This is a genomic window from Kitasatospora sp. YST-16 (assembly GCF_026802215.1).
In the GTDB taxonomy this organism is placed as follows: domain Bacteria; phylum Actinomycetota; class Actinomycetes; order Streptomycetales; family Streptomycetaceae; genus Kitasatospora; species Kitasatospora cineracea.
In genome coordinates this window covers 1,108,822-1,126,554 of the sequence record NZ_CP113837.1, presented here as the reverse complement: position 1 = coordinate 1,126,554, position 17,733 = coordinate 1,108,822, and the positions used below count along the sequence as shown (strand labels likewise).

The window sequence follows — 17,733 nt, the reverse complement described above, 5'->3', positions numbered from 1 at the left end:
CGGACACCCGCCGCGGATATCTCTCGGAGGTTCGGCATGGCGGTTTCCTGTTCGCTCGTGGGTGGTCCGGCGGCCGGGGAGCGGTCCGGTGCGGGCAGATGATAGGGGCTCCGGATGTACTGAAGATCGCAATGGGGCGGATGGGGACGAACCGGACCACCCGGACCGTTCGCACCGGCGGGCGTCAGGGCGTTCGCCCCGGCGGGCGTCAGAGCGCGGCGGCGGCCCACTCGGCGCGGGTCAGCGCGTACACCACGTCGCCGTGCTCGCTGCCCGGGATCGGGTCCGGCCAGTCGGCGGAGAACGTCCGGACGTGGCGCAGTCCGGCCCGCTCCAGGACGCGCCGGGAGGCCGTGTTCACCGCCATGGTGGTGGCCGCCACCCGCTCGGCCCGCAGCTCCTCGAACGCGGCGCGGACCAGGGCGGCCGCCGCCTCGGTCGCGTACCCGCGGCCCCGGGCGGCGGGCAGCAGGCGGTAGCCCAGCTCCAGGCCGTCCGCCGGGTCCAGGCCGACCGAGGACGGCGGGCGCAGCGCCGCCCAGCCGAGGAAGCGCCCGTCCGCCTCCAGCGCCCAGCAGCCCAGCCCGTCCGGCAGTTCGGCGTACTCGCGCAGCAGGCCGGGCAGCAGCTCGTCCGCGACCCGGGCGGGCGGGACGGGGCGGCCGTCGTCGATGTACCGCATCACCTCGGGGTCGCCGCACAGGGCGGTGACGGCGGGCAGGTCGGCGGGGGTGAGACGGCGCAGGGCGAGCCGTTCGGTGCGCAGGCGGACGTGCGGGGGAGGGGTGCTCGTCGGGGGAGGGGTGCTCATCGGGCGAGCAGAGCACCGGGGGCGGCGGTGCGGCAAGCGGGTTTCGGGGCGGCCGGAGAGCGGTGGGCGGGGGAGCGGTGGGCGGGGGAGGAGCGGGCGGCGGGGAGCGGTGGGCGGTGACGGGAATGCCCCGCCAGATCACTGTGTTGCTCTGCTCGATTCATTCTGTTGTACCGTTGTGGTTGTTCCGGCCTACTGATGGGGAAGTGCCATGATCGCCCTGCTGCTCGCCCTCGGCAGCTCCCTCGCCTACGGCTGCGCCGACTTCCTCGGCGGCCTCGGCGCCCGCCGCGCGCACGTGCTGCGCACCGTGCTGGTCGCCGCGCCCGCCAGCCTGGCCGTCGAGCTGCTGCTCTGGCCGCTGCTCGGCGCGCGGTTCGAGGCCGGGGCGGTCGGCTGGGGCGCGGCCTCCGGGGTGGCCTCGGCGGCGGCGTTCGCGCTGCTGTACCGGACGCTGGCGATCGGCCCGATGAACGTGCTGTCGCCCGTGACGGCGCTGATCTCCGCGATGCTGCCGGTGGCCGTCGGCCTGCTGCAGGGCGAACACCTGGGCGCCGCGGGGCTGTTGGGCCTGCCGCTGGCACTGGTCGCGGTGGTGCTGGTGAGCGCCGGGACGGCCGACGGCCGGGCCCGGGTGACGCGGCCCGCGCTGCTGCTGGCGTTCGGCGCGGGCGCCGCGATCGCCGTCCAGCTGGTCTGCCTGCACCAGGCCCCGTCCGGCAGCGGCGTCGCCCCGCTGATCGTCGGCCGGGCCGTCACCTCCGCGCTCACCCTCACCGCCACCGCCCTGTGGCGCCGCCGCCTCGGCCCCGAGCGCCCCGCGTACGGCCTGGCGGCCGCCGCCGGGGTGCTCGACTCGGCCGCCGGGGTGCTCTTCCTGCTGGCCGCCCGCAGCGGCGACCTGGCGGTGGTCGCGGTGATCACCGCGCTCTACCCGGCCGGCACGGTGCTGCTGGCCCGCGCCGTCCTGGCCGAACGCATCCACCGCGGCCAGCTCGCCGGCCTCGGCACGGCCGCCCTCGCGGTCGGCCTGCTGGCCCTGACCTGACCCTCCCGTTCGAAAGGACCCCCGTTGACCGTCCCGCACCTGCACCCCGACGTCGCCGCGGCCTTCCCCGCCGCCCGGATCGCCGTCCTCACCGCCCGCGGCGTCCGCGGCACCGAACCGTGGCCCGCCACCGCCGCCGCGCTGGCCCGGCTGGAGGCCCGCACCGCCGAGGGCGAGTGGCGCCCCGCCGACGAGCACGACCCGCGGATCGCCGCCTGGCACGCCGCCTACCGCGCCTTCGGCACCAACCCGCGCCGGATCCGCCCCAGCGTGGACGCGCTCGGCCGCCGCCTCGCCAAGCGGGGCGCGCTGCCCCGGATCAACCCCGCCGTCGACTCCTACAACGCGGTCTCCGTCCGGCACGCCCTCCCCGCCGGGGCGTTCGACCTGGCGGCGGTCGACGGCCCCGTCGAGATCCGGTTCGCCGACGGCAGCGAGCACTTCACCCCGCTCGGCGAACCCGACACCACCGAGCACCCCGAGCCCGGCGAGGTCGTCTACGCGGACGCGTCCGGCGTCCTCACCCGCCACTGGAACCACCGCGACGCCCACCGCACCCGCGTCACCGAGCACGCCACCGACGTGCTGTTCGTGCTGGAGACCATGGACGGCGCCGAACTCACCGAAGCGGCAGGCGAGTTGCAGGCCCTGCTGGCACCGCACAGTGCCGAGGTGACGGTGCGCTACCTGGGCTGAGCCGGTCAGTCCCGCCCGGCGTGCCAGGCCTCCACCGCGTGCCGGACGGCCGCTGCGACACAGGGGCGGACGGCGCCGTTGTCGAGCCGGCGGCGGGTGGCGCCGTTGAACTCCGGGGCGTCGAGCTTCACCGAGACGACGGCCGTCAGCCCGGCGGGCAGCTCGGACCGGCCCAGGGCGGCGGCCAGGCCGTCCCGGACGCCCAGGAGGTGGGTGCTGTGCTGCTCGTCCGTGCGGCGGCTGTTGGCGTAGCCGTGGAGGCCGCCGCCACCGGTCCAGCTGAGGGCGAGGTCGAGGGTGCCGCCCATCCGCTCGTCGGTGGCCTCGACGGTGAGGGTGGCGGCGGGGTCACCGCCGAGGCGGGTGGTGAAGTCGATCAGTCCGGCGGGGTGGTGCAGGCGCTCGGTGCGGTGCGGGGTGGTGCGCTCGTCGGTGAGGGTGAAGTCCAGGGTGCGGTTCAGCAGGGCGAGTTCGCGCAGGTGGTCGACCAGCGCACCGGCGTCGAGCGCCGTCGTCCCGAAAACCTCCGGGTCCGGGTGGAAAACGACCGTGGTGCCGGTGCGATCGGTGGGGCCGGTCACGGTGGGCGGGGTGAGCAGCCGGCCGCGAGCGTACTCCTGACGGTGCGTCACGCCGTCCCGGTGCTCCTCCGCGACCAGCCGGACGGAGAGCGCGTTGACCACGGCCAGGCAGGAGGCGGCCCAGGCCAGGAGCTTCCGCCCGGCGGGGTCGTCCCAGCAGGTCGGCAGGACGGTCAACGCGCGGGCCAGATCGGCCTGCTGGACGCCGTCGTGGCTCACCCGCACACCGCCGTCTGCCGTCAGCACGACCTCGACGCGGCTCGCGCGGCCGGACAGCACCTCGTTCGCGGCGCCCTCCAGCACCTGGATGCGTGCAGCGTCGTACTCGCTCACGGCGGTCCCCACTGACGGTCTCCTGTGGTGTTGCCAACCCTAGGGGAAAATCAGGAAAATGCCAGGTCAGGGGCCATTTGGTGAAGCCGCGTACGGCCCGCGGCGGGGGGTTTCCGGGCGGCCAGGGGAATGGGAATCCGGGGGCGTGACGGGGCGTCGGGCGGGCTCAGGTGAAGGCTTCGACGCGGACGCCCGCGGAGGCGAGGGCGCCGCGGATCCGCCAGGCGAGTTGGGCGGCGCCGGGGGTGTCGCCGTGGACGCAGAGGGAACGGGCCCGGACGCTGATGGGCTCGCCGCCGACGGCGGTGGCGGTGCCGTCCCGGGCGATGCCGACGGCGCGGGCGATGACCGCCTCGGGGTCGTGCACGACGGCGTTCGGTTCGCGGCGCGGGACGAGGGTGCCGGCCCAGGTGTAGGCGCGGTCGGCGAACGCCTCGGTGACCACGGGCAGTCCGACGCCCTCGGCCACCGCGAGCAGCCGGGAGCCGGGCAGGCCGAGCAGCGGCAGCGGGCCGTCGCAGACCGCGCCGGCCCGCAGCACGCCCGAGACCACCGCCTCCGCCTGCTCGTTGTCCTGCACCACCCGGTTGTAGAGCGCGCCGTGCGGCTTGACGTAGGAGACCCGGGAGCCGGCCGCCCGGGCGAACACCTGGAGCGCGCCGATCTGGTAGGCGATCTCGTCGGCGAGTTCCTCCGGCGGGACGTCCATGGCGCGGCGGCCGAACCCGGCGAGGTCGCGGTAGGAGACCTGGGCGCCGATCCGCACCCCGCGCTCGGCCGCCAGCGAGCAGACCCGGCGCATCGTGGACGGGTCGCCGGCGTGGAAGCCGCAGGCGACGTTGGCGCTGGTGACCACCGAGAGCAGGGCGTCGTCGTCGGTCAGGCTCCAGCGTCCGAAGCCCTCGCCGAGGTCCGCATTGAGGTCGATCACCGCGTCGGCCACTTTTTTCCTCGTCCGCCCTTCCGCGCGGGCCGATCCGGGCCCGGGGTCCGCTCCTGGGGGTGATCGTAGGGCCTGATCGTTTCGGCCGGGGCGGGGGTCGCGGTCCGGGCGGCAGGTTTTACCCGCCAGGTCGCGCGGGGGCGTCCGGACGGCCACCCGCTCGGCGCAACGCCGGTGGTCGGCGGGCTTGCGGTCGGCCACGCGGCCAGGGGTCTGCGGTCAGCCGCGCGGCCAGGGGCGGCCCTGGATGCGTTCGATGTCGCGGTTGAAGCGTTCGAGCACCTCGGCGAAGTCGGCCAGGTCCGCGGCGGTCCAGTCGGTGACCACCCGGGACAGGCCCTGGATCGACCAGTCGCGGTCCTGGCGCAGGCGGCGCAGGCCCTCCTCGGTGATCCGCAGCTTGCGGGCCACCCCGCCGTCCGGGTCGGGGATGCGGTCGACCAGCCCGGCCCGGAGCATCGCGGCGCTCTGCCGGTTGACGGTGGAGGTGTCCAGCCCGAACGCCTCGGCGAGTTGGCCGATGGTGAGCGGGCCCTCGGTCTCGATCCGGCTGAGCAGGGTGTAGGCGCTGCGCTCCAGGGCGTCGGGGCCGCCGTTGGTGCGGGCGGTGGCGAGCACCTGATGGCGGGCGAGCAGCATCATTTCCCGTTCGATCAGGGCGAGTTCCTTGTCGCGCCGCATGCTCCTCCGTCCCTTGCGTCACTTTTCGGCAGCATATCCCGCGAGGGGGCTATATGTATGGTACACATTGTGTGCATCATGCATATCTAGCTGAAGAGATGAGAAGTACCCCATGAGTCAGGCACGCACCGGCCCCATCGTCGGAGTGCTCGCCGGCGCGGGCATCGTGGTCTCGCTGATGCAGACCCTGGTCGTCCCGCTGATCCCGGACCTGCCGAACCTGCTCCACACCACGGCCGCCAACGCGTCCTGGGCGATCACCGCCACCCTGCTGGCCGGTGCCGTCGCCACCCCGGTGCTCGGCCGACTCGGCGACATGTACGGCAAGCGCCGCATCCTGCTCGCCAGCCTCACCATGCTCGTCATCGGCTCGCTGATCTGCGGCTTCAGCAGCTCGCTCGCCCCGATGGTGATCGGCCGCGCGCTCCAGGGCGTCGGCGCCGGCGTCATCCCGCTCGGCATCAGCATCATGCGCGACGAACTCCCGCCGCAGAAGCTCGGCTCCTCGATGGCGCTGATGAGCTCCTCGCTCGGCATCGGCGGCGCGTTCGGCCTGCCGCTGTCCGCCGTCATCGCCCAGAACGCCAGCTGGCACGCGCTGTTCTGGATCTCCGCCGCGCTCGGCCTGCTGGTCGCCGTCGCCGTGTTCTTCCTCGTCCCCGAGTCCCCGGTCCGCTCCGGCGGCCGCTTCGACGTGGTCGGCGCGATCGGACTCACCATCGGACTCGTCGCCCTGCTGCTCGCCATCTCCAAGGGCAGCGACTGGGGTTGGGGCTCCGGCACCACCCTGGGCATGCTCGCCGCCGCCGTCGTGGTGCTCCCGGTCTGGGGCTGGTGGGAGCTGCGCACCCAGCAGCCGCTGGTCGACCTGCGCACCAGCGTCCGCCGCCAGGTGCTGATGACCAACCTGGCCTCCGTGGTGATCGGCTTCGCGATGTACGCGATGAGCCTGGTCTCCCCGCAGCTGCTCCAGATGCCCACCGCCACCGGCTACGGCCTCGGCCAGTCGATGGTCGCCGCCGGCCTCTGGATGGCCCCCGCCGGCCTGGTCATGATGCTGCTCTCGCCGATCTCCGCCAAGCTCTCCCGGGCCAAGGGCCCCAAGGTCTCGCTGCTGGTCGGCGCCGTCATCATCACCGCGGGCTACCTCTCCGCGCTCGCCCTGATGGGCCACGCCTGGGGCGTGCTGCTCTTCTCCTGCCTGATCAGCGGCGGCATCGCGTTCGCCTACGCGGCCATGCCCGCCCTGATCATGGGCGCCGTCCCGGTCTCCGAGACCGCCGCCGCCAACGGCCTCAACACCCTGATGCGCTCCATCGGCACCTCCAGCTCCTCCGCCGTCATCGGCGTGGTGCTGGCCCACATGACCACCGACTTCCACGGGCACACCCTGCCCTCGGAGGGCGGCTTCCGCACCGCCTTCCTGATCGGCGCCGGCGCGGCCGTTGCCGCCGCGCTGGTCACCCTCGCCATCCCCGGCATCCGCCGCGCGGTGGCGGGCGGCGCGACCGGTCCGAAGGACGGACCGCAGCTGTCCGTCGTCACCGAAGGCGTCACCGACGGCGCGACCGCCAAGTAGCCCCCGCGCCCGCCCGGGTGGGCCGTTCGTCCCCGCGGGGAGGAACGGCCCACCGCCGTTTCCGGGCGGAGGGACTGGTCTGCGCGCGGACGAACGCTCCGCGGGGCCCTCCGGGTCGGCGGTTCATCCGTGCGCAGATGAACGCCCCGCGGGGTCCTCGGGCGGGCAGTTCCTCTACGCGTAGACGAATACGCGTAGACGAACGTCCGGCGGCGTTCCCGGGCGGAGGGTTCGTCCCTGCGCGGAGGAACGGCGGCCGGGCGTCGTCGGGCCATGGCTTTCGCGCAGGTCACGGCAGTAGGGTGCGCGGATGGCGACCCACGAGCGAGAGATCACCGGCCCCGTCGACCTGTGCGGCCCCGACGGGCGGCTGCACCGCGGGGCCGTCGGCTGGTCGCGCACCCCGCTGCACCGCGGCAACCTGCGCGGCTGGGGGCGCACCAAGCGGTGGGAGTACTGGTGCGTCACCACGCCCACCCACCTGCTCGCGCTCACCGTCAGCGACCTCGACTTCCTCACCCTCGACACCGTGTACTTCCTCTCCTGGGACGAGCACGGCGTCCTCGAGGACCACGAGCGCACCGCGATCGCCCCCGGCCTGCCGCTGCGCCCCACCGCCTTCCCCGCGGGCATCGCGGGCTCCGGCGGCCCGCACGGCGCCGACCTCACCGTCGGGCCGGAGCGCCCCGGCCGCCGCCGGGTCCGGATCTCGATCACCCACGAGCCCGGCGGTACCCGGCTGCGCGCCCGCGCCCTCACCGCCGACCTGCGCCCGCTGGAGGCCGACCTGCTGGTCGCGCTGCCCGACGGCCACGAGACCCTGTCGGTGGTCGTCCCCTGGGACGACAAGCGCTTCCAGTACACCTCCAAGCACACCGCCCGCCCCGCCACCGGCACCGTCCGGCTCGGCGACCGCACGTACGAATTCGGGGACGACGCCTGGGGCGTGCTCGACCACGGGCGCGGGCGCTGGCCGCGCTCGCTCGGCTGGAACTGGGGCGCCGCGTCCGGCCGCACCGACGGGCACACCGTGGGCCTGCAGTTCGGCGGGCAGTGGACGGTCGGCACCGGCAGCACCGAGAACGCGCTGTGCGTGGACGGCCGGCTCAGCAAGATCGGCACCGAACTGGCCTGGCACTACGACCCCGCCGACCCGCTCGCCCCCTGGCGGATCACCACCCCCGGCAGCGATCAGGTCGACCTCGCCTTCCACCCCTTCCACGACCGCCGCACCCGCACCGAGGCGGGCCTGATCGCCAACCGCACCGACCAGTGCTTCGGCCACTACCGCGGCACCATCCGCACCGACGACGGCCTGCGCGTCGCGGTGGACGGCCTGCTCGGCTGGGCCGAGGACGTCCGGATGCGCTGGTGACCACGCCCACCGGTCCCGCCGCGCCCGCCGCGCCCCCGATGTGCCCCGCGCACGGGCCCGGCCCCGACCTCGCCGCGCTGGTCGGCCGCCGGCTGACCGGCGTGGTCGCGTCCTGGTACAGCCACGAGGGCGAACGCGCGGCCGACCCCGTGGTGGTCTGGCTGCGCGACGACCGCGGCGGCTGCACCTTCGTCGGCACCGGCAGCGACTGGTGCCTGATCGTCGCCGAGGACCGGCCGCACGCCGACGTCGACCTGGGCGAGTGGGGCCGCCTCGACGTCCGCGACGCCCCGCACGACACCCCCTTCGCCCCGCATCTCGGCCACCCCGTCCTGGCCGCCCGCGAGGAGCACACCCCGCTCACCGGCCGCACCGCCCTCGAACTCGACTTCCCGGGCGGCACCGTCCGCTGCGAGTCCTGGGACGGCGACCTGCGACTGACCGCGACCGGAGACCCGCGATGACCGAACTCCCGCACCACCGGGCCCTGCTGGCGGCCGTGGACTGGCCGTCGCTGGAGGTCCCGCACCCGACGGAGCGGCTGGACGCGGCGCTGCTGGCCCGGATGACGGACCCCGATCCGGCGGAGCGGGCCCGGGCCCTCGACCGGGTGTTCCACCTGGTCGACCACCAGAACACCATCTACGGCGCGACGCCGCCGGTGGCCCGCTACCTGGCCGCGATCCTCGGCGAGTTCGCGGACGCGCCACGGCTGCGGTTGCGGTTGCTGACGTGGCTGGAGGCGATGGCGTACGACGCGGACGACGCCCGCGTGGCAGCCATGCGGCGATGGCTGGGCCAGGGCCCCCACCCGCCCCTGCGGGAGTTCCGCGCCCTGCGGCCCGACCTGTTCGCCGCCGTCCGCCCGTTCCTCACCGACGCGGACCAGGACGTCCGGGAGGCCGCCCTGATCGCGGCGCTCCCGCTGTCCGAGCACCCCGACCTGGCCGACCTGCGCCCCGAACTGGCCGGCCACGCCGAGCGCCTGCTCGCCACCTCCACCGACCGCCGCCGCCGCGACCGGGCCCTCGACGCCCTACGCGGTTGGGGCCGGGACACCGCCGCGCTGGAGAACGCCGAGGACCGGGCGGCCCAGGAGCGCTACGCCCGGCTGCGGGCCGAACGGGAGCGGGGTGACGGCGAGCGGGGTGACGGCGAGCGGGCCGGGTGGGGCAGCGCCGAGTACTCCGAGCAGCCGCCGTTCTGACCGTCCGGCCGGGCTGTCCGCCACCGGCGGTAGCGTGTCCCGCATGGACGACACCCAGCTCGACGCGCTGACCCTGGCCTGTGCCGACGTGCTGCCCTACCCGGGGGAGTGGCGGCGGGCGCCGTACGAGGAGTGGGAGGTGGACGGGGCGCGTTACCACCTGGTCGCCGTCGATCCGGGGGTGAGCGCGCTCGGGGTGCGGGTCGACGGCGGGCCGGTGATGGTGCTGCCGGAGGAGGAGGGCGAGCCCGGGCTGCTGAACTCCGGTCCGGGGCAACTGCTCGCGTTCCTGGAGCTGTACCGGGAGGCGGCGGCGGAGGCCGAGCGGTACGAGGCGGGCGAGGAGCCGGACGAGTCGCTGGCCGCGGCGGAGGAGCTGACGGACGCGCTGCTGGCCCGGTTCGCGGCGGTGGACCCGGCGGCGGTGGCGGACGAGAACGCGTACTGGTGCATCGCCGCGGAGGAGTTGGGCTACGGCATGGAGTGCTGAGCCTCCCCCCGAAGGCTCAGCACTCCCGTTCCGGGCCGGAGACCCGTTTCCCCGATCTGTGGCACCGGCCGGGATCCGGCCCAGGCCGGATGCCCGGCTCCCGGCCCCCGGTGGGTCAGGGGGAGGGGACGACGCGGGCGAAGTCGTGGTGGGTGCGCAGGGCCTGCTGCCACTCCAGGGTGCGGATCAGGCGGTGGACGATCAGCAGCGGGACGACGCCGAGCACGCCGAACGACATGTCGATGAATCGCCAGAACAGCGGGATGTCGCGCAGCGGGCCGCAGATCAGGGCGAGCGGGATGACGCCGCCGCAGGCGAGCATCGCCCAGCGGATCACCCAGACGTTGCGGACCGGGTCGCGCAGCGGGCCCCAGAAGGCGGCGGCGATCACCAGGTGGGCGAAGGCCAGCCAGTCGGTGCCGTAGGCGAGGAACGGGTGGTCGCCGTAGCCGTCGGCGACGCCCTCGCGGACCCGGTGGACCCAGGCGTCGAGGGCGGGGAGCAGGGAGTCCAGGCCGGTGGCGTCGACCAGGTGGGCCAGCAGCGAGGTCTCGCTCTGGAGCGGGAAGGCGGTCAGGCCGCTGAGCACCAGGCAGGTGATGAACAGCCAGAGCCAGCGCCTGATCCGGCGGCGGACGAGCGCGGTGTCGGCGGTGGGTGCGGAATCCGGGCCGGCGGTGGTGGAACCGGCGGGGACGGTGGCGATGTCGGACATGGGGAACCCCCCTCATGGCGCGGGTGCCGGAGACGGCACGCGGTGTCGCGCCTTGGACTCTAGACCTGAATTTGAACGTGTTCAACACGCCGGGACAGGCCGCCCGAAAGGGGCTTTTCGGACCTGTCCGCGGAAAGCCCTAATCTTGTCCACCGTGACCGCCATCGCAGACCAGCCCACCCGGCCCGCCCCCGGCCCGGCCGCCGACGAGGGACTCGCCCGCCGGCTCAAGGCGCTGGCATGCACCGCCCCGCTGCACGACCTGGACAGCCGGAAGGTCAACCTGGCCGGCGAGTACGCCTCGTACGCCATGGCCGAGGTCGGCCTCGCCGCGATCGACCTGGTCACCCTCAACATGGACTTCGACACCGGCGCCGACCGGGACATAGTGCTCGCCCGCCTGCTGCCCCGGATCGCCGCCCAGAACCCGCGGCGCACCGCCGCCGAGCACGAGCGGGTCGCCCGCTGGGTGCTGGAGTCGCTGATCAACGTCGGCAGCGTCGACCGCGGCTTCCGCGCCGTCTACGGCACCTTCGGCCCGGACGGCGAGTACACCCGCCGCGACTACGACTTCAAGCTGATCGAGGAGGTCCCCGGCCAGGACGGCGGGGTCTACCTGCGCACCACCGACGAGGCCGTCAACGTGCTGGTCGGCGCCCTCGACACCGACGTGACCAGCGCCCAGATCGCCGCCGAGGTCAAGCTGGAGGTGCTGATCCGGCGCGGCCGCCTCGCCGACGCCCAGCTCGCCGCCGAACAGGCCCGCTACCGCACCGTCCAGTACGCCGAGACGCTGCGCCGCGCCCTGGAGGCCACCCGGCGCAACGTCCGCGCGGTCGACTGGATGGAGACCGTCCCCGACCTGATCGACGAGGCGCTCGACCACATCGCCGACCGCTACCGGCACGAGAACGCGATCCTCACCAACATCCGCAAGGCCCGCGACGAGAGCACCGACGGCGAGCACAAGCGCCGCGCCGCCGAACTCGTCGACATCGTCAAGGACTGCATCCGCCGCCACACCCAGCTGCAGACCCGCCTGCTGGAGGCCGGCCCGCTGTTCCGCGCCGAACAGGACCGGCAGGCGTTCGCCGCGCCCACCGCGCGCAGCGGCATCGACCTGTACGGCCAACTGCTCGCCCCCGTGCTCACCCTGCCGCTCGGCGACGCCACCCGGCCCACCGACGCGTTCTTCGCCCGCGCCACCGGCCTGCGCACGCCCGTCTCGGTCCGGGTCGCCGACCTGGTCGACCTGCTGCTCACCCCGCCCGTCGAACGCGAGCACCTCGGCGCCGAGCTCCCCGAACCCGACCTGGTCGCCACCCCCGACGACAGCCGGTTCTCCGAGGCCCAGCTGGAAGCCGCCCTCGACCTGCTCGACCTGCCCGCCGACGCCCCCCGTCGGCTCTCCGGCCTGCTCGCCGACGCCCGTGCCCGCGGCACCGGCCCCGGCGGGGACGGCGACGGCGAGGAACTCGCCTACCTGGTCGCCCTGCTGGCCGTGCACGCGGCCAGCCCGCCGGTCGGCACCGCGTACCGGCAGGGCGAGGAGCGGCTGCTGTTCGCGGTCGACGACGGCACCCGGCTGGACGACCCCGGCTTCGGCGGCGCCGACCTGATCGTCGGCAGCGCGCTGCTGGACGCGGTGGGCATGGCCGCCGACCGCAAGGACGCCGTGTGACCGGCAACCCCCCTCCTGCTCGCACCGCCCGCACCACTCGTAGCACGTGCACCGCCCATACCGCCTGCACCACCCGCACCACCCGTACCGCCCGCACCGAAGGAGCCCTCGGATGACCACCACCAGCGAGGCGTGGACACCGCCCGAGAGCGAACCGGCCGCCGCCCCCGCGCCGATCAGTCCGGCGGACGTCGCCGAGGCCGCCCGGCTGGTCTCCTTCGGCCTGCAGGCCAAGCTGCTGCCCGGCCGGGACGCCGAGTACGGCGAACTGGTGCGCCGCTACCGGGAGGACCCGCCGTTCGGCCGGCTCGCCGACGCCGTCGCCACCGGCATGGGCCTGGTGGTGCTGGAGGTCTCCGCCCGGGCCGGGATGGCGGTGGCCGCCGCCGGGGACTCGGTGTTCGCGGTCCGGATGGGCGACTACTCGCGGCGCGCCGCCTCCGAGTCCACCGACCGCTTCCTGCACGGCCTGGCGCACCTCGCGGTCGCCGCGCTGGCCTTCCCCCGCCCCGAGGACCTGGCCGACGACGGCTACCTCGGCCGGGTCACTGTCAACGGCGTGGACGCGTTCGTCCGGCAGGCCTGCCGCCGCCTGGAGGAGCGCGCCGAGGCCGAGGGCGCCAACACCGACCCGGCCAGCGACGCCCCCGGCCTGGAGGCCGCCTGGCGGGTCTGGGCCCGCCGCTCCGCGACCGGCGCCACCAAGGACGCCCGCCGGCTGGCCGGCTCCACCACCGGCATCGTCTCCAAGGCGGTGTCCTTCCTGGTCGACTCCGGCTTCCTGCAGAAGACCTCCGACGACTCCGGCGGCACCTACCGCACCACCGCCCGCTACCAGTTGCAGGTCCGCGACCTGGCCGGCGGCGCCGCGATGGCCGAACTCCTCGACCTGGGCGTCGTCCCGGTCAGCGACGGCACCCCCACCCTCGCCCCGCCCGACGAGAGCGACGAACTGGTGGCCGACGCCGGCCTCCCGTTCCACGCCCTCTGACCCACCCACGGCACCGCCGCAACCGCTCCAGGAGAACCACCGCACATGTACGAGCTGAACCGGGTCCGCCTGTACTCGATCGGACCGGCCGGTGCCCGCTACGCCGACACGGTGCTCGACCTGCGCGGAGTCGGCGAGCCGGTCCCCGAGCCGCAGCCGCAGCAGATTGGCCTGTTCGGCGAGGAGCCCGAGGGCCCGCAGCGCCGCCCCGCGCCCGCCGGCGTGCTGTTCCTGGAGAACGGCGGCGGCAAGTCCGTGCTGCTCAAGCTGATCTTCTCGGTGATGCTGCCCGGCCACCGCAACACCCTGGGCGGCGCCTCCTCCGGCGTGCTGCGCAAGTTCCTGCTCGCCGACGACTGCGGCCACGTCGCCCTGGAGTGGCAGCACACCGTCACCGGCGAACTCATCGTGGTCGGCAAGGTCAGCGAGTGGCGCGGCCGCCAGGTCTCCTCCGACCCGCGGAAGTTCGCCGAACTCTGGTACTCCTTCCGGCCCGGCCCCGGCCTCACCCTGGACGGCCTGCCGGTCGCCGAACGCCCCGCCCTCACCGGCGACCAGCAGACCCGCGGCCGCCGCCGCACCATGAAGGGCTTCCGCGACGCCCTCACCGAGGCCGGCAAGGCCCAGCCGCACCTCGACGTCACCTTCGAGGAGATCCACGACCGCTGGATCGAACACCTCGGCGCCCTCGGCCTCGACCCCGAACTCTTCCGCTACCAGCGCGAGATGAACGCCGACGAGGGCGAGGCGGCCGGCCTGTTCGCGGTCCGCAACGACGCCGACTTCACCGACCTGCTGCTGCGCGCCGTCACCGACACCCGCGACACCGACGGCCTCGCCGACCTCGTCCACGGCTTCGCCGCCAAGCTCGGCCGCCGCTCCGAACTCGCCGCCGAACGCGACTTCACCGCCGGCTCGGTCGACCTGCTGCAGCGCATCGTCGACGCCACCGCCGCCCGCGAGACCGTCCGCGAGGGCCACCGCGCCGCCGAACGCCGCACCCGCAAGCTCGCGCTGTCGCTCGCCGCCCGCTCCGCCGTCGAACGCGACCGGGTCCACGACCTGGCCGTCGAGGTCGCCGCCGCCGCGAGCGCCGTCACCGCCGCCGAGACCGACCGCACCCGGCACTCGCTGATCGTCTCCGAACTGACCTACCGGCACGCCACGTTGGGCCTGGAGGCGGCCACCGCGGGCGCCGCCCGGCTGCGCCGCGAACTCACCGACGCCCGCGCCCAGTTCGCCGCCTGGCAGGCCGCCGAGGCGGTCCTGCGGCACCGCGCCGCCGCCGACCGGGCGGCCCGGGTCGCCGCCGCCATCCGGGAGGCCGAACTCGACGCCGCCCCCGCCCTCGCCGCCCGCGACCGGGCCGCCGGCGCCCTCGCCCGCGCCCTGGAAGCCGCCGCCGCCTCCGCCGAGACCCGCGCCGACCAGGAGGAGCTGCGGGCGGCGAACTCCAGGAGGACGGCGCCGCTGCCCAGTCCGAGGCCACCGCCGCCGCCACCGCCGCCCAGAAGGCCCGCTCCGAGGCCGAGCACCTGCGCCAGCGCCTCGGCGAGGTCGAGCAGGAGACCGCCGCCGCCGTTGCGGCCGGCTGGATCGACGACCCCGGCGCCGAAGCCGACCCGGCCCGCGCCGCCCTCCAGGCCGCCGACGCCGGAGCCACCGCCACCGAAGCCCTCGACCGGGCCCGCACCGCCGCCGACCAGGCCGCCGCCCGGGCCCGCGAAGCCGCCGCCGCCGAAGCCCGCGCCGACCTCGCCGCCGCCCGCGCCAGCGACGCCCGCGCCGCCGCCGACCGCGCCCTGGCCGCCGAACAGCGCACCGCCGCCCAGCTCGCCGCCGAACCCCGGCTCGCCGAACTGCTCTCCCTGACGCCCTACCAGGACGGCGCCCAGGAGTCCGAAGGCTTCCTGACGCCCCGTCAGCTCGACGCCTCCGCCGAGGACCTGCGCGAACTGCTCGACCAGTCGGTGGCCACCGCCGAACGCACCCTGTTCGACCTGCGCACCGCCGCCGCCGACGACTCCCGGATCCTCGCCGCCCTCGGCGACGGCGGCCTGCTGCCGCCCGGCCCCGACGTCCTCGCCACCGTCGAACACCTCGGCGAGCAGGGCATCCCGGCCCTCCCCGGCTGGCGCTACCTCGCCCAGTCCGTCGACCCCGCCGACCACGAGGCCATCCTCGCCGCCCGCCCCGAACTCGTCGACGGCGTCGTGGTCACCGACCCCGCCTCGCTCGACCGGGCCCGCGAAGCGCTCGCCGCCGCCGCCCTGCTGCCCCGCTCCACCGTCGCCGTCGGCACCGCCGCCGCCCTGATCGCCCCGATCGAGGGCGAACCGGCCTACTTCCTGGTGCCGCCGAACCCGGCCATGCACAACGAGACCGCCGCCGACGACGAACGCCGCGAACTGCGCACCCGCGCCACCGCCCGCGAGGAGCACATCCGCGAACTCGCCGCCCGCCTCGGCGGCGACCGCGCCCTCGCCGCCCGGCTCGCCTCCTGGCACGCCAGCTGCCCGCCCGGCACCCTCGCCGAACTCGCCGAGAACGCCGCCGCGGCCGCCCTGCACGCCGAGACCACCGCCGCCGAACTCGCCACCCTGCGCGCGGAGCGCGCCGACGCCGACACCGAGCACCAGGCCGCCGCCGCCCGCCACGAGGAGTGCCGGGACGCCGCCCAGCGCGCCCGCCGCCGCGCCGACGCCCTCGAAGGACTCGCCTTCCGGCTGCGCGAACGCCCCAACTGGACCCGCCGGCTGCGCGAACTCGCCGACGACGTCGCCGAGTGCGAACGCCGCCAGACCCAGTGCGCCGAACGCGCCCGCACCTGCGACGAGGACCGCCGCGCCGCCCAGCGCGCCGCCGACGACGCCCGCCGCACCGCCCGCACCCTGCGCGGCGAACGCGCCGAGATCGCCGCCGTCGGCGCCGGTGCCGAACCCGACACCGCCGTCGCCCCCGCCTCGCTGCCCGCCCTGCGCGAGGCGTACCGGGCCGCCGCCCAGCTCTACGAGAAGGTCGGCGTCGGCGCCGACCTGCGCGCCGAACAGGCCCGCGCCGAGAGCGACGAGACCGCCTCCGCCGCCGAGCTCGACCGCCTCAGCAACAAGGTCAAGGCCCGCGCCGAGGAACTCCTCGCCAGCCCCGACGGCGCCGACGGCCCCGCCCGGCAGGCCGCCGCCGCCCGCGCCGAGGAACTCGTCACCCTGATCGAGGCCCGCTCCGGCGCCGCCTCCGAGGAGGTCGGCCGGCTGCGCGGTGACGCCGAACGCTCCGCCCCTGCGGGCGGCGAGGCGCACACCGAACTCCCCGAGGACCTGCTCCCCGCCGACCCCGAACACGCCCAGGCCCTGCTGCGCACCGCCACCGCCCTGCTCGCCGAACGCCGCGAACGCGTCGAGGCCGCCCGCGCCGAACACGGCGACCTGCAACGGACGTCCGACCAGGCGCAGGCCGCCGCGGGCGACTTCGAGGAACTCGCCGGACAGCTCCGCGACGCGCTGCGCGACAACGGCGAGGAGACCGACCCCGAGGCCGACGCCTACCTCGGCTCGCTGGCCGCCGCCCGCTCCGCCGTCACCGACACCCGGCGCGCCATGCGCACCGCCGCCACCGAACTCACCGGCGCCGAACTCGCCGTCCGGGACGCCTCCGACGCCCTCGTCCGGCACGCCAACGCGGCCCGCTACGAGGCCGTCCGCACCCCCGCCCGGCAGCAGATCCGCGAACTGCCCGCCGCCGCCCTGCCCGACCACGCCGCCGCCTGGGCCGCCGCGTTCGCGCCCCGGCTGCGCGTCCTCACCGACGAACTCGCCCAGCTGGAGCGCAACCGCTCCTCCATCGTCGACCGGCTGCGCGGCCTGGTCGAGACCTCGCTCGGCACCCTGCGCGCCGCCCAGCGCCTCTCCCGGCTCCCCGAGGGCCTCGGCGAGTGGTCGGGCCAGGAGTTCCTCCGGATCCGCTTCGAGGACCCGGACCACGCCGTCCTGGTCGAACGCCTCAGCGAGGTCATCGACGAGGCCACCCGCTCCGCCGTCAGGAAGAACTCCGACCTGCGCCGCGACGGCATGTCCCTGCTGCTGCGCGGCGTCGCCGCCGCGATCGGCCCCAAGGGCGTCTCGGTCGAGATCCTCAAGCCGGACGCGGTGCTGCGCGCCGAACGCGTCTCGGTCGGCCAGATGTCGGACGTCTTCTCCGGCGGCCAGCTGCTCACCGCGGCCATCGCCCTGTACTGCACGATGGCCGCGCTGCGCGCCAACGACCGCGGCCAGTCCCAGCTGCGGCACGCCGGCACGCTGTTCCTGGACAACCCGATCGGCCGCGCCAACGCCACCTACCTGCTGGAGCTGCAGCGCGCCGTCGCCGACGCGCTCGGCGTCCAACTCATCTACACCACCGGCCTGTTCGACACCACCGCACTCGCCGAGTTCCCGCTCGTCATCCGGCTGCGCAACGACGCCGACCTGCGGGCCGGCCTCAAGTACATCTCGGTCGAGGAGCACCTGCGCCCCGGCCTCCCGGCCCCGCAGGGCCCGGACGGGCCGACCGTCCACGGCGAGATCACCGCGACCAGGGTGTTCCGCAAGCCGGAGTAGCCGGACA

The 17,733-nt window shown here is 75.3% G+C and carries 14 protein-coding genes and 1 pseudogene; 10 read left to right on the top strand and 5 right to left on the bottom strand.

The features are described 5' to 3' along the window. Positions 1-208: 208 nt before the first annotated feature. A complete protein-coding gene (locus OU787_RS05150; protein WP_268658676.1) occupies positions 209-811 on the bottom strand; it encodes a GNAT family N-acetyltransferase in 603 nt (200 codons plus the stop codon). A gap of 211 nt (positions 812-1,022) precedes the next feature. On the opposite strand from OU787_RS05150, the gene OU787_RS05145 reads away from it, so the two are divergent. Together OU787_RS05145 and OU787_RS05140 are read left to right on the top strand one after the other, a co-directional pair. Then, the gene (locus OU787_RS05145) at positions 1,023-1,859 is read left to right on the top strand and encodes an EamA family transporter (protein ID WP_030460198.1); all 837 of its coding nucleotides are present in this window, start codon (positions 1,023-1,025) and stop codon (positions 1,857-1,859) included. A 24-nt stretch (positions 1,860-1,883) separates the two neighbouring features. Beyond that, positions 1,884-2,555: a B3/B4 domain-containing protein gene (locus OU787_RS05140; RefSeq protein ID WP_268658675.1), complete on the top strand. Its 672-nt coding sequence runs from the start codon at positions 1,884-1,886 to the stop codon at positions 2,553-2,555. A 5-nt stretch (positions 2,556-2,560) separates the two neighbouring features. Here the strand turns inward: OU787_RS05140 and OU787_RS05135 are convergent, their stop codons facing one another. The 3 genes from OU787_RS05135 to OU787_RS05125 all read right to left on the bottom strand — a co-directional run bounded on the left by OU787_RS05135 (position 2,561) and on the right by OU787_RS05125 (position 5,093). After that, positions 2,561-3,481: a hypothetical protein gene (locus OU787_RS05135; protein ID WP_268658674.1), complete on the bottom strand. Its 921-nt coding sequence runs from the start codon at positions 3,479-3,481 to the stop codon at positions 2,561-2,563. 154 nt (positions 3,482-3,635) lie between these two features. Next, positions 3,636-4,412 carry a LamB/YcsF family protein gene (locus OU787_RS05130; protein ID WP_268658673.1) on the bottom strand — a complete coding sequence of 259 codons (777 nt, stop codon included), beginning with the start codon at positions 4,410-4,412 and terminating at the stop codon, positions 3,636-3,638. A 219-nt stretch (positions 4,413-4,631) separates the two neighbouring features. Then, entirely contained in the window at positions 4,632-5,093 is a 462-nt protein-coding gene (locus tag OU787_RS05125; protein ID WP_030460202.1) for a MarR family winged helix-turn-helix transcriptional regulator, read from the bottom strand. Between the two features lie 112 nt (positions 5,094-5,205). On the opposite strand from OU787_RS05125, the gene OU787_RS05120 reads away from it, so the two are divergent. The 5 genes from OU787_RS05120 to OU787_RS05100 all read left to right on the top strand — a co-directional run bounded on the left by OU787_RS05120 (position 5,206) and on the right by OU787_RS05100 (position 9,744). Next, positions 5,206-6,672 (top strand): MFS transporter, encoded by a 1,467-nt coding sequence (locus tag OU787_RS05120; RefSeq protein ID WP_268658672.1) that lies wholly within the window; start codon positions 5,206-5,208, stop codon positions 6,670-6,672. 310 nt (positions 6,673-6,982) lie between these two features. Beyond that, the gene (locus OU787_RS05115; RefSeq protein WP_030460204.1) at positions 6,983-8,047 is read left to right on the top strand and encodes a DUF2804 domain-containing protein; all 1,065 of its coding nucleotides are present in this window, start codon (positions 6,983-6,985) and stop codon (positions 8,045-8,047) included. Next, positions 8,044-8,511: a hypothetical protein gene (locus OU787_RS05110; protein WP_268658671.1), complete on the top strand. Its 468-nt coding sequence runs from the start codon at positions 8,044-8,046 to the stop codon at positions 8,509-8,511. Before OU787_RS05115 ends, OU787_RS05110 begins: the two co-directional genes overlap by 4 nt. Continuing rightward, positions 8,508-9,254 carry a hypothetical protein gene (locus tag OU787_RS05105; RefSeq protein WP_268658670.1) on the top strand — a complete coding sequence of 249 codons (747 nt, stop codon included), beginning with the start codon at positions 8,508-8,510 and terminating at the stop codon, positions 9,252-9,254. The genes OU787_RS05110 and OU787_RS05105 overlap by 4 nt, the downstream gene beginning before the upstream one ends. Positions 9,255-9,297: 43 nt before the next feature. Next, positions 9,298-9,744: an SUKH-4 family immunity protein gene (locus tag OU787_RS05100; RefSeq protein ID WP_030460207.1), complete on the top strand. Its 447-nt coding sequence runs from the start codon at positions 9,298-9,300 to the stop codon at positions 9,742-9,744. A gap of 115 nt (positions 9,745-9,859) precedes the next feature. Here the strand turns inward: OU787_RS05100 and OU787_RS05095 are convergent, their stop codons facing one another. After that, positions 9,860-10,459: a hypothetical protein gene (locus OU787_RS05095; protein WP_030460208.1), complete on the bottom strand. Its 600-nt coding sequence runs from the start codon at positions 10,457-10,459 to the stop codon at positions 9,860-9,862. A gap of 154 nt (positions 10,460-10,613) precedes the next feature. Between OU787_RS05095 and OU787_RS05090 the strand changes: the two genes are divergently transcribed. The 3 genes and pseudogenes from OU787_RS05090 (at position 10,614) to OU787_RS05080 (ending at position 17,726) form a co-directional block, all read left to right on the top strand. Next, a complete protein-coding gene (locus OU787_RS05090) occupies positions 10,614-12,140 on the top strand; it encodes a hypothetical protein (protein ID WP_030460209.1) in 1,527 nt (508 codons plus the stop codon). 112 nt (positions 12,141-12,252) lie between these two features. Beyond that, positions 12,253-13,131 carry a hypothetical protein gene (locus OU787_RS05085; protein WP_268658669.1) on the top strand — a complete coding sequence of 293 codons (879 nt, stop codon included), beginning with the start codon at positions 12,253-12,255 and terminating at the stop codon, positions 13,129-13,131. A gap of 45 nt (positions 13,132-13,176) precedes the next feature. Beyond that, positions 13,177-17,726: pseudogene (locus OU787_RS05080) on the top strand (hypothetical protein). Positions 17,727-17,733: the final 7 nt, after the last annotated feature.

Excerpts from the sequence above, each read along its gene's own strand:
- OU787_RS05150 (WP_268658676.1), bottom strand. The coding sequence starts at position 811 with ATGAGCACCCCTCCCCCGACGAGCACCCCTCCCCCGCACGTCCGCCTG.
- OU787_RS05145 (WP_030460198.1), top strand. The coding sequence starts at position 1,023 with ATGATCGCCCTGCTGCTCGCCCTCGGCAGCTCCCTCGCCTACGGCTGC.
- OU787_RS05125 (WP_030460202.1), bottom strand. The coding sequence starts at position 5,093 with ATGCGGCGCGACAAGGAACTCGCCCTGATCGAACGGGAAATGATGCTG.
- OU787_RS05120 (WP_268658672.1), top strand. The coding sequence starts at position 5,206 with ATGAGTCAGGCACGCACCGGCCCCATCGTCGGAGTGCTCGCCGGCGCG.
- OU787_RS05115 (WP_030460204.1), top strand. The coding sequence starts at position 6,983 with ATGGCGACCCACGAGCGAGAGATCACCGGCCCCGTCGACCTGTGCGGC.
- OU787_RS05105 (WP_268658670.1), top strand. The coding sequence starts at position 8,508 with ATGACCGAACTCCCGCACCACCGGGCCCTGCTGGCGGCCGTGGACTGG.
- OU787_RS05100 (WP_030460207.1), top strand. The coding sequence starts at position 9,298 with ATGGACGACACCCAGCTCGACGCGCTGACCCTGGCCTGTGCCGACGTG.
- OU787_RS05095 (WP_030460208.1), bottom strand. The coding sequence starts at position 10,459 with ATGTCCGACATCGCCACCGTCCCCGCCGGTTCCACCACCGCCGGCCCG.
- OU787_RS05085 (WP_268658669.1), top strand. The coding sequence starts at position 12,253 with ATGACCACCACCAGCGAGGCGTGGACACCGCCCGAGAGCGAACCGGCC.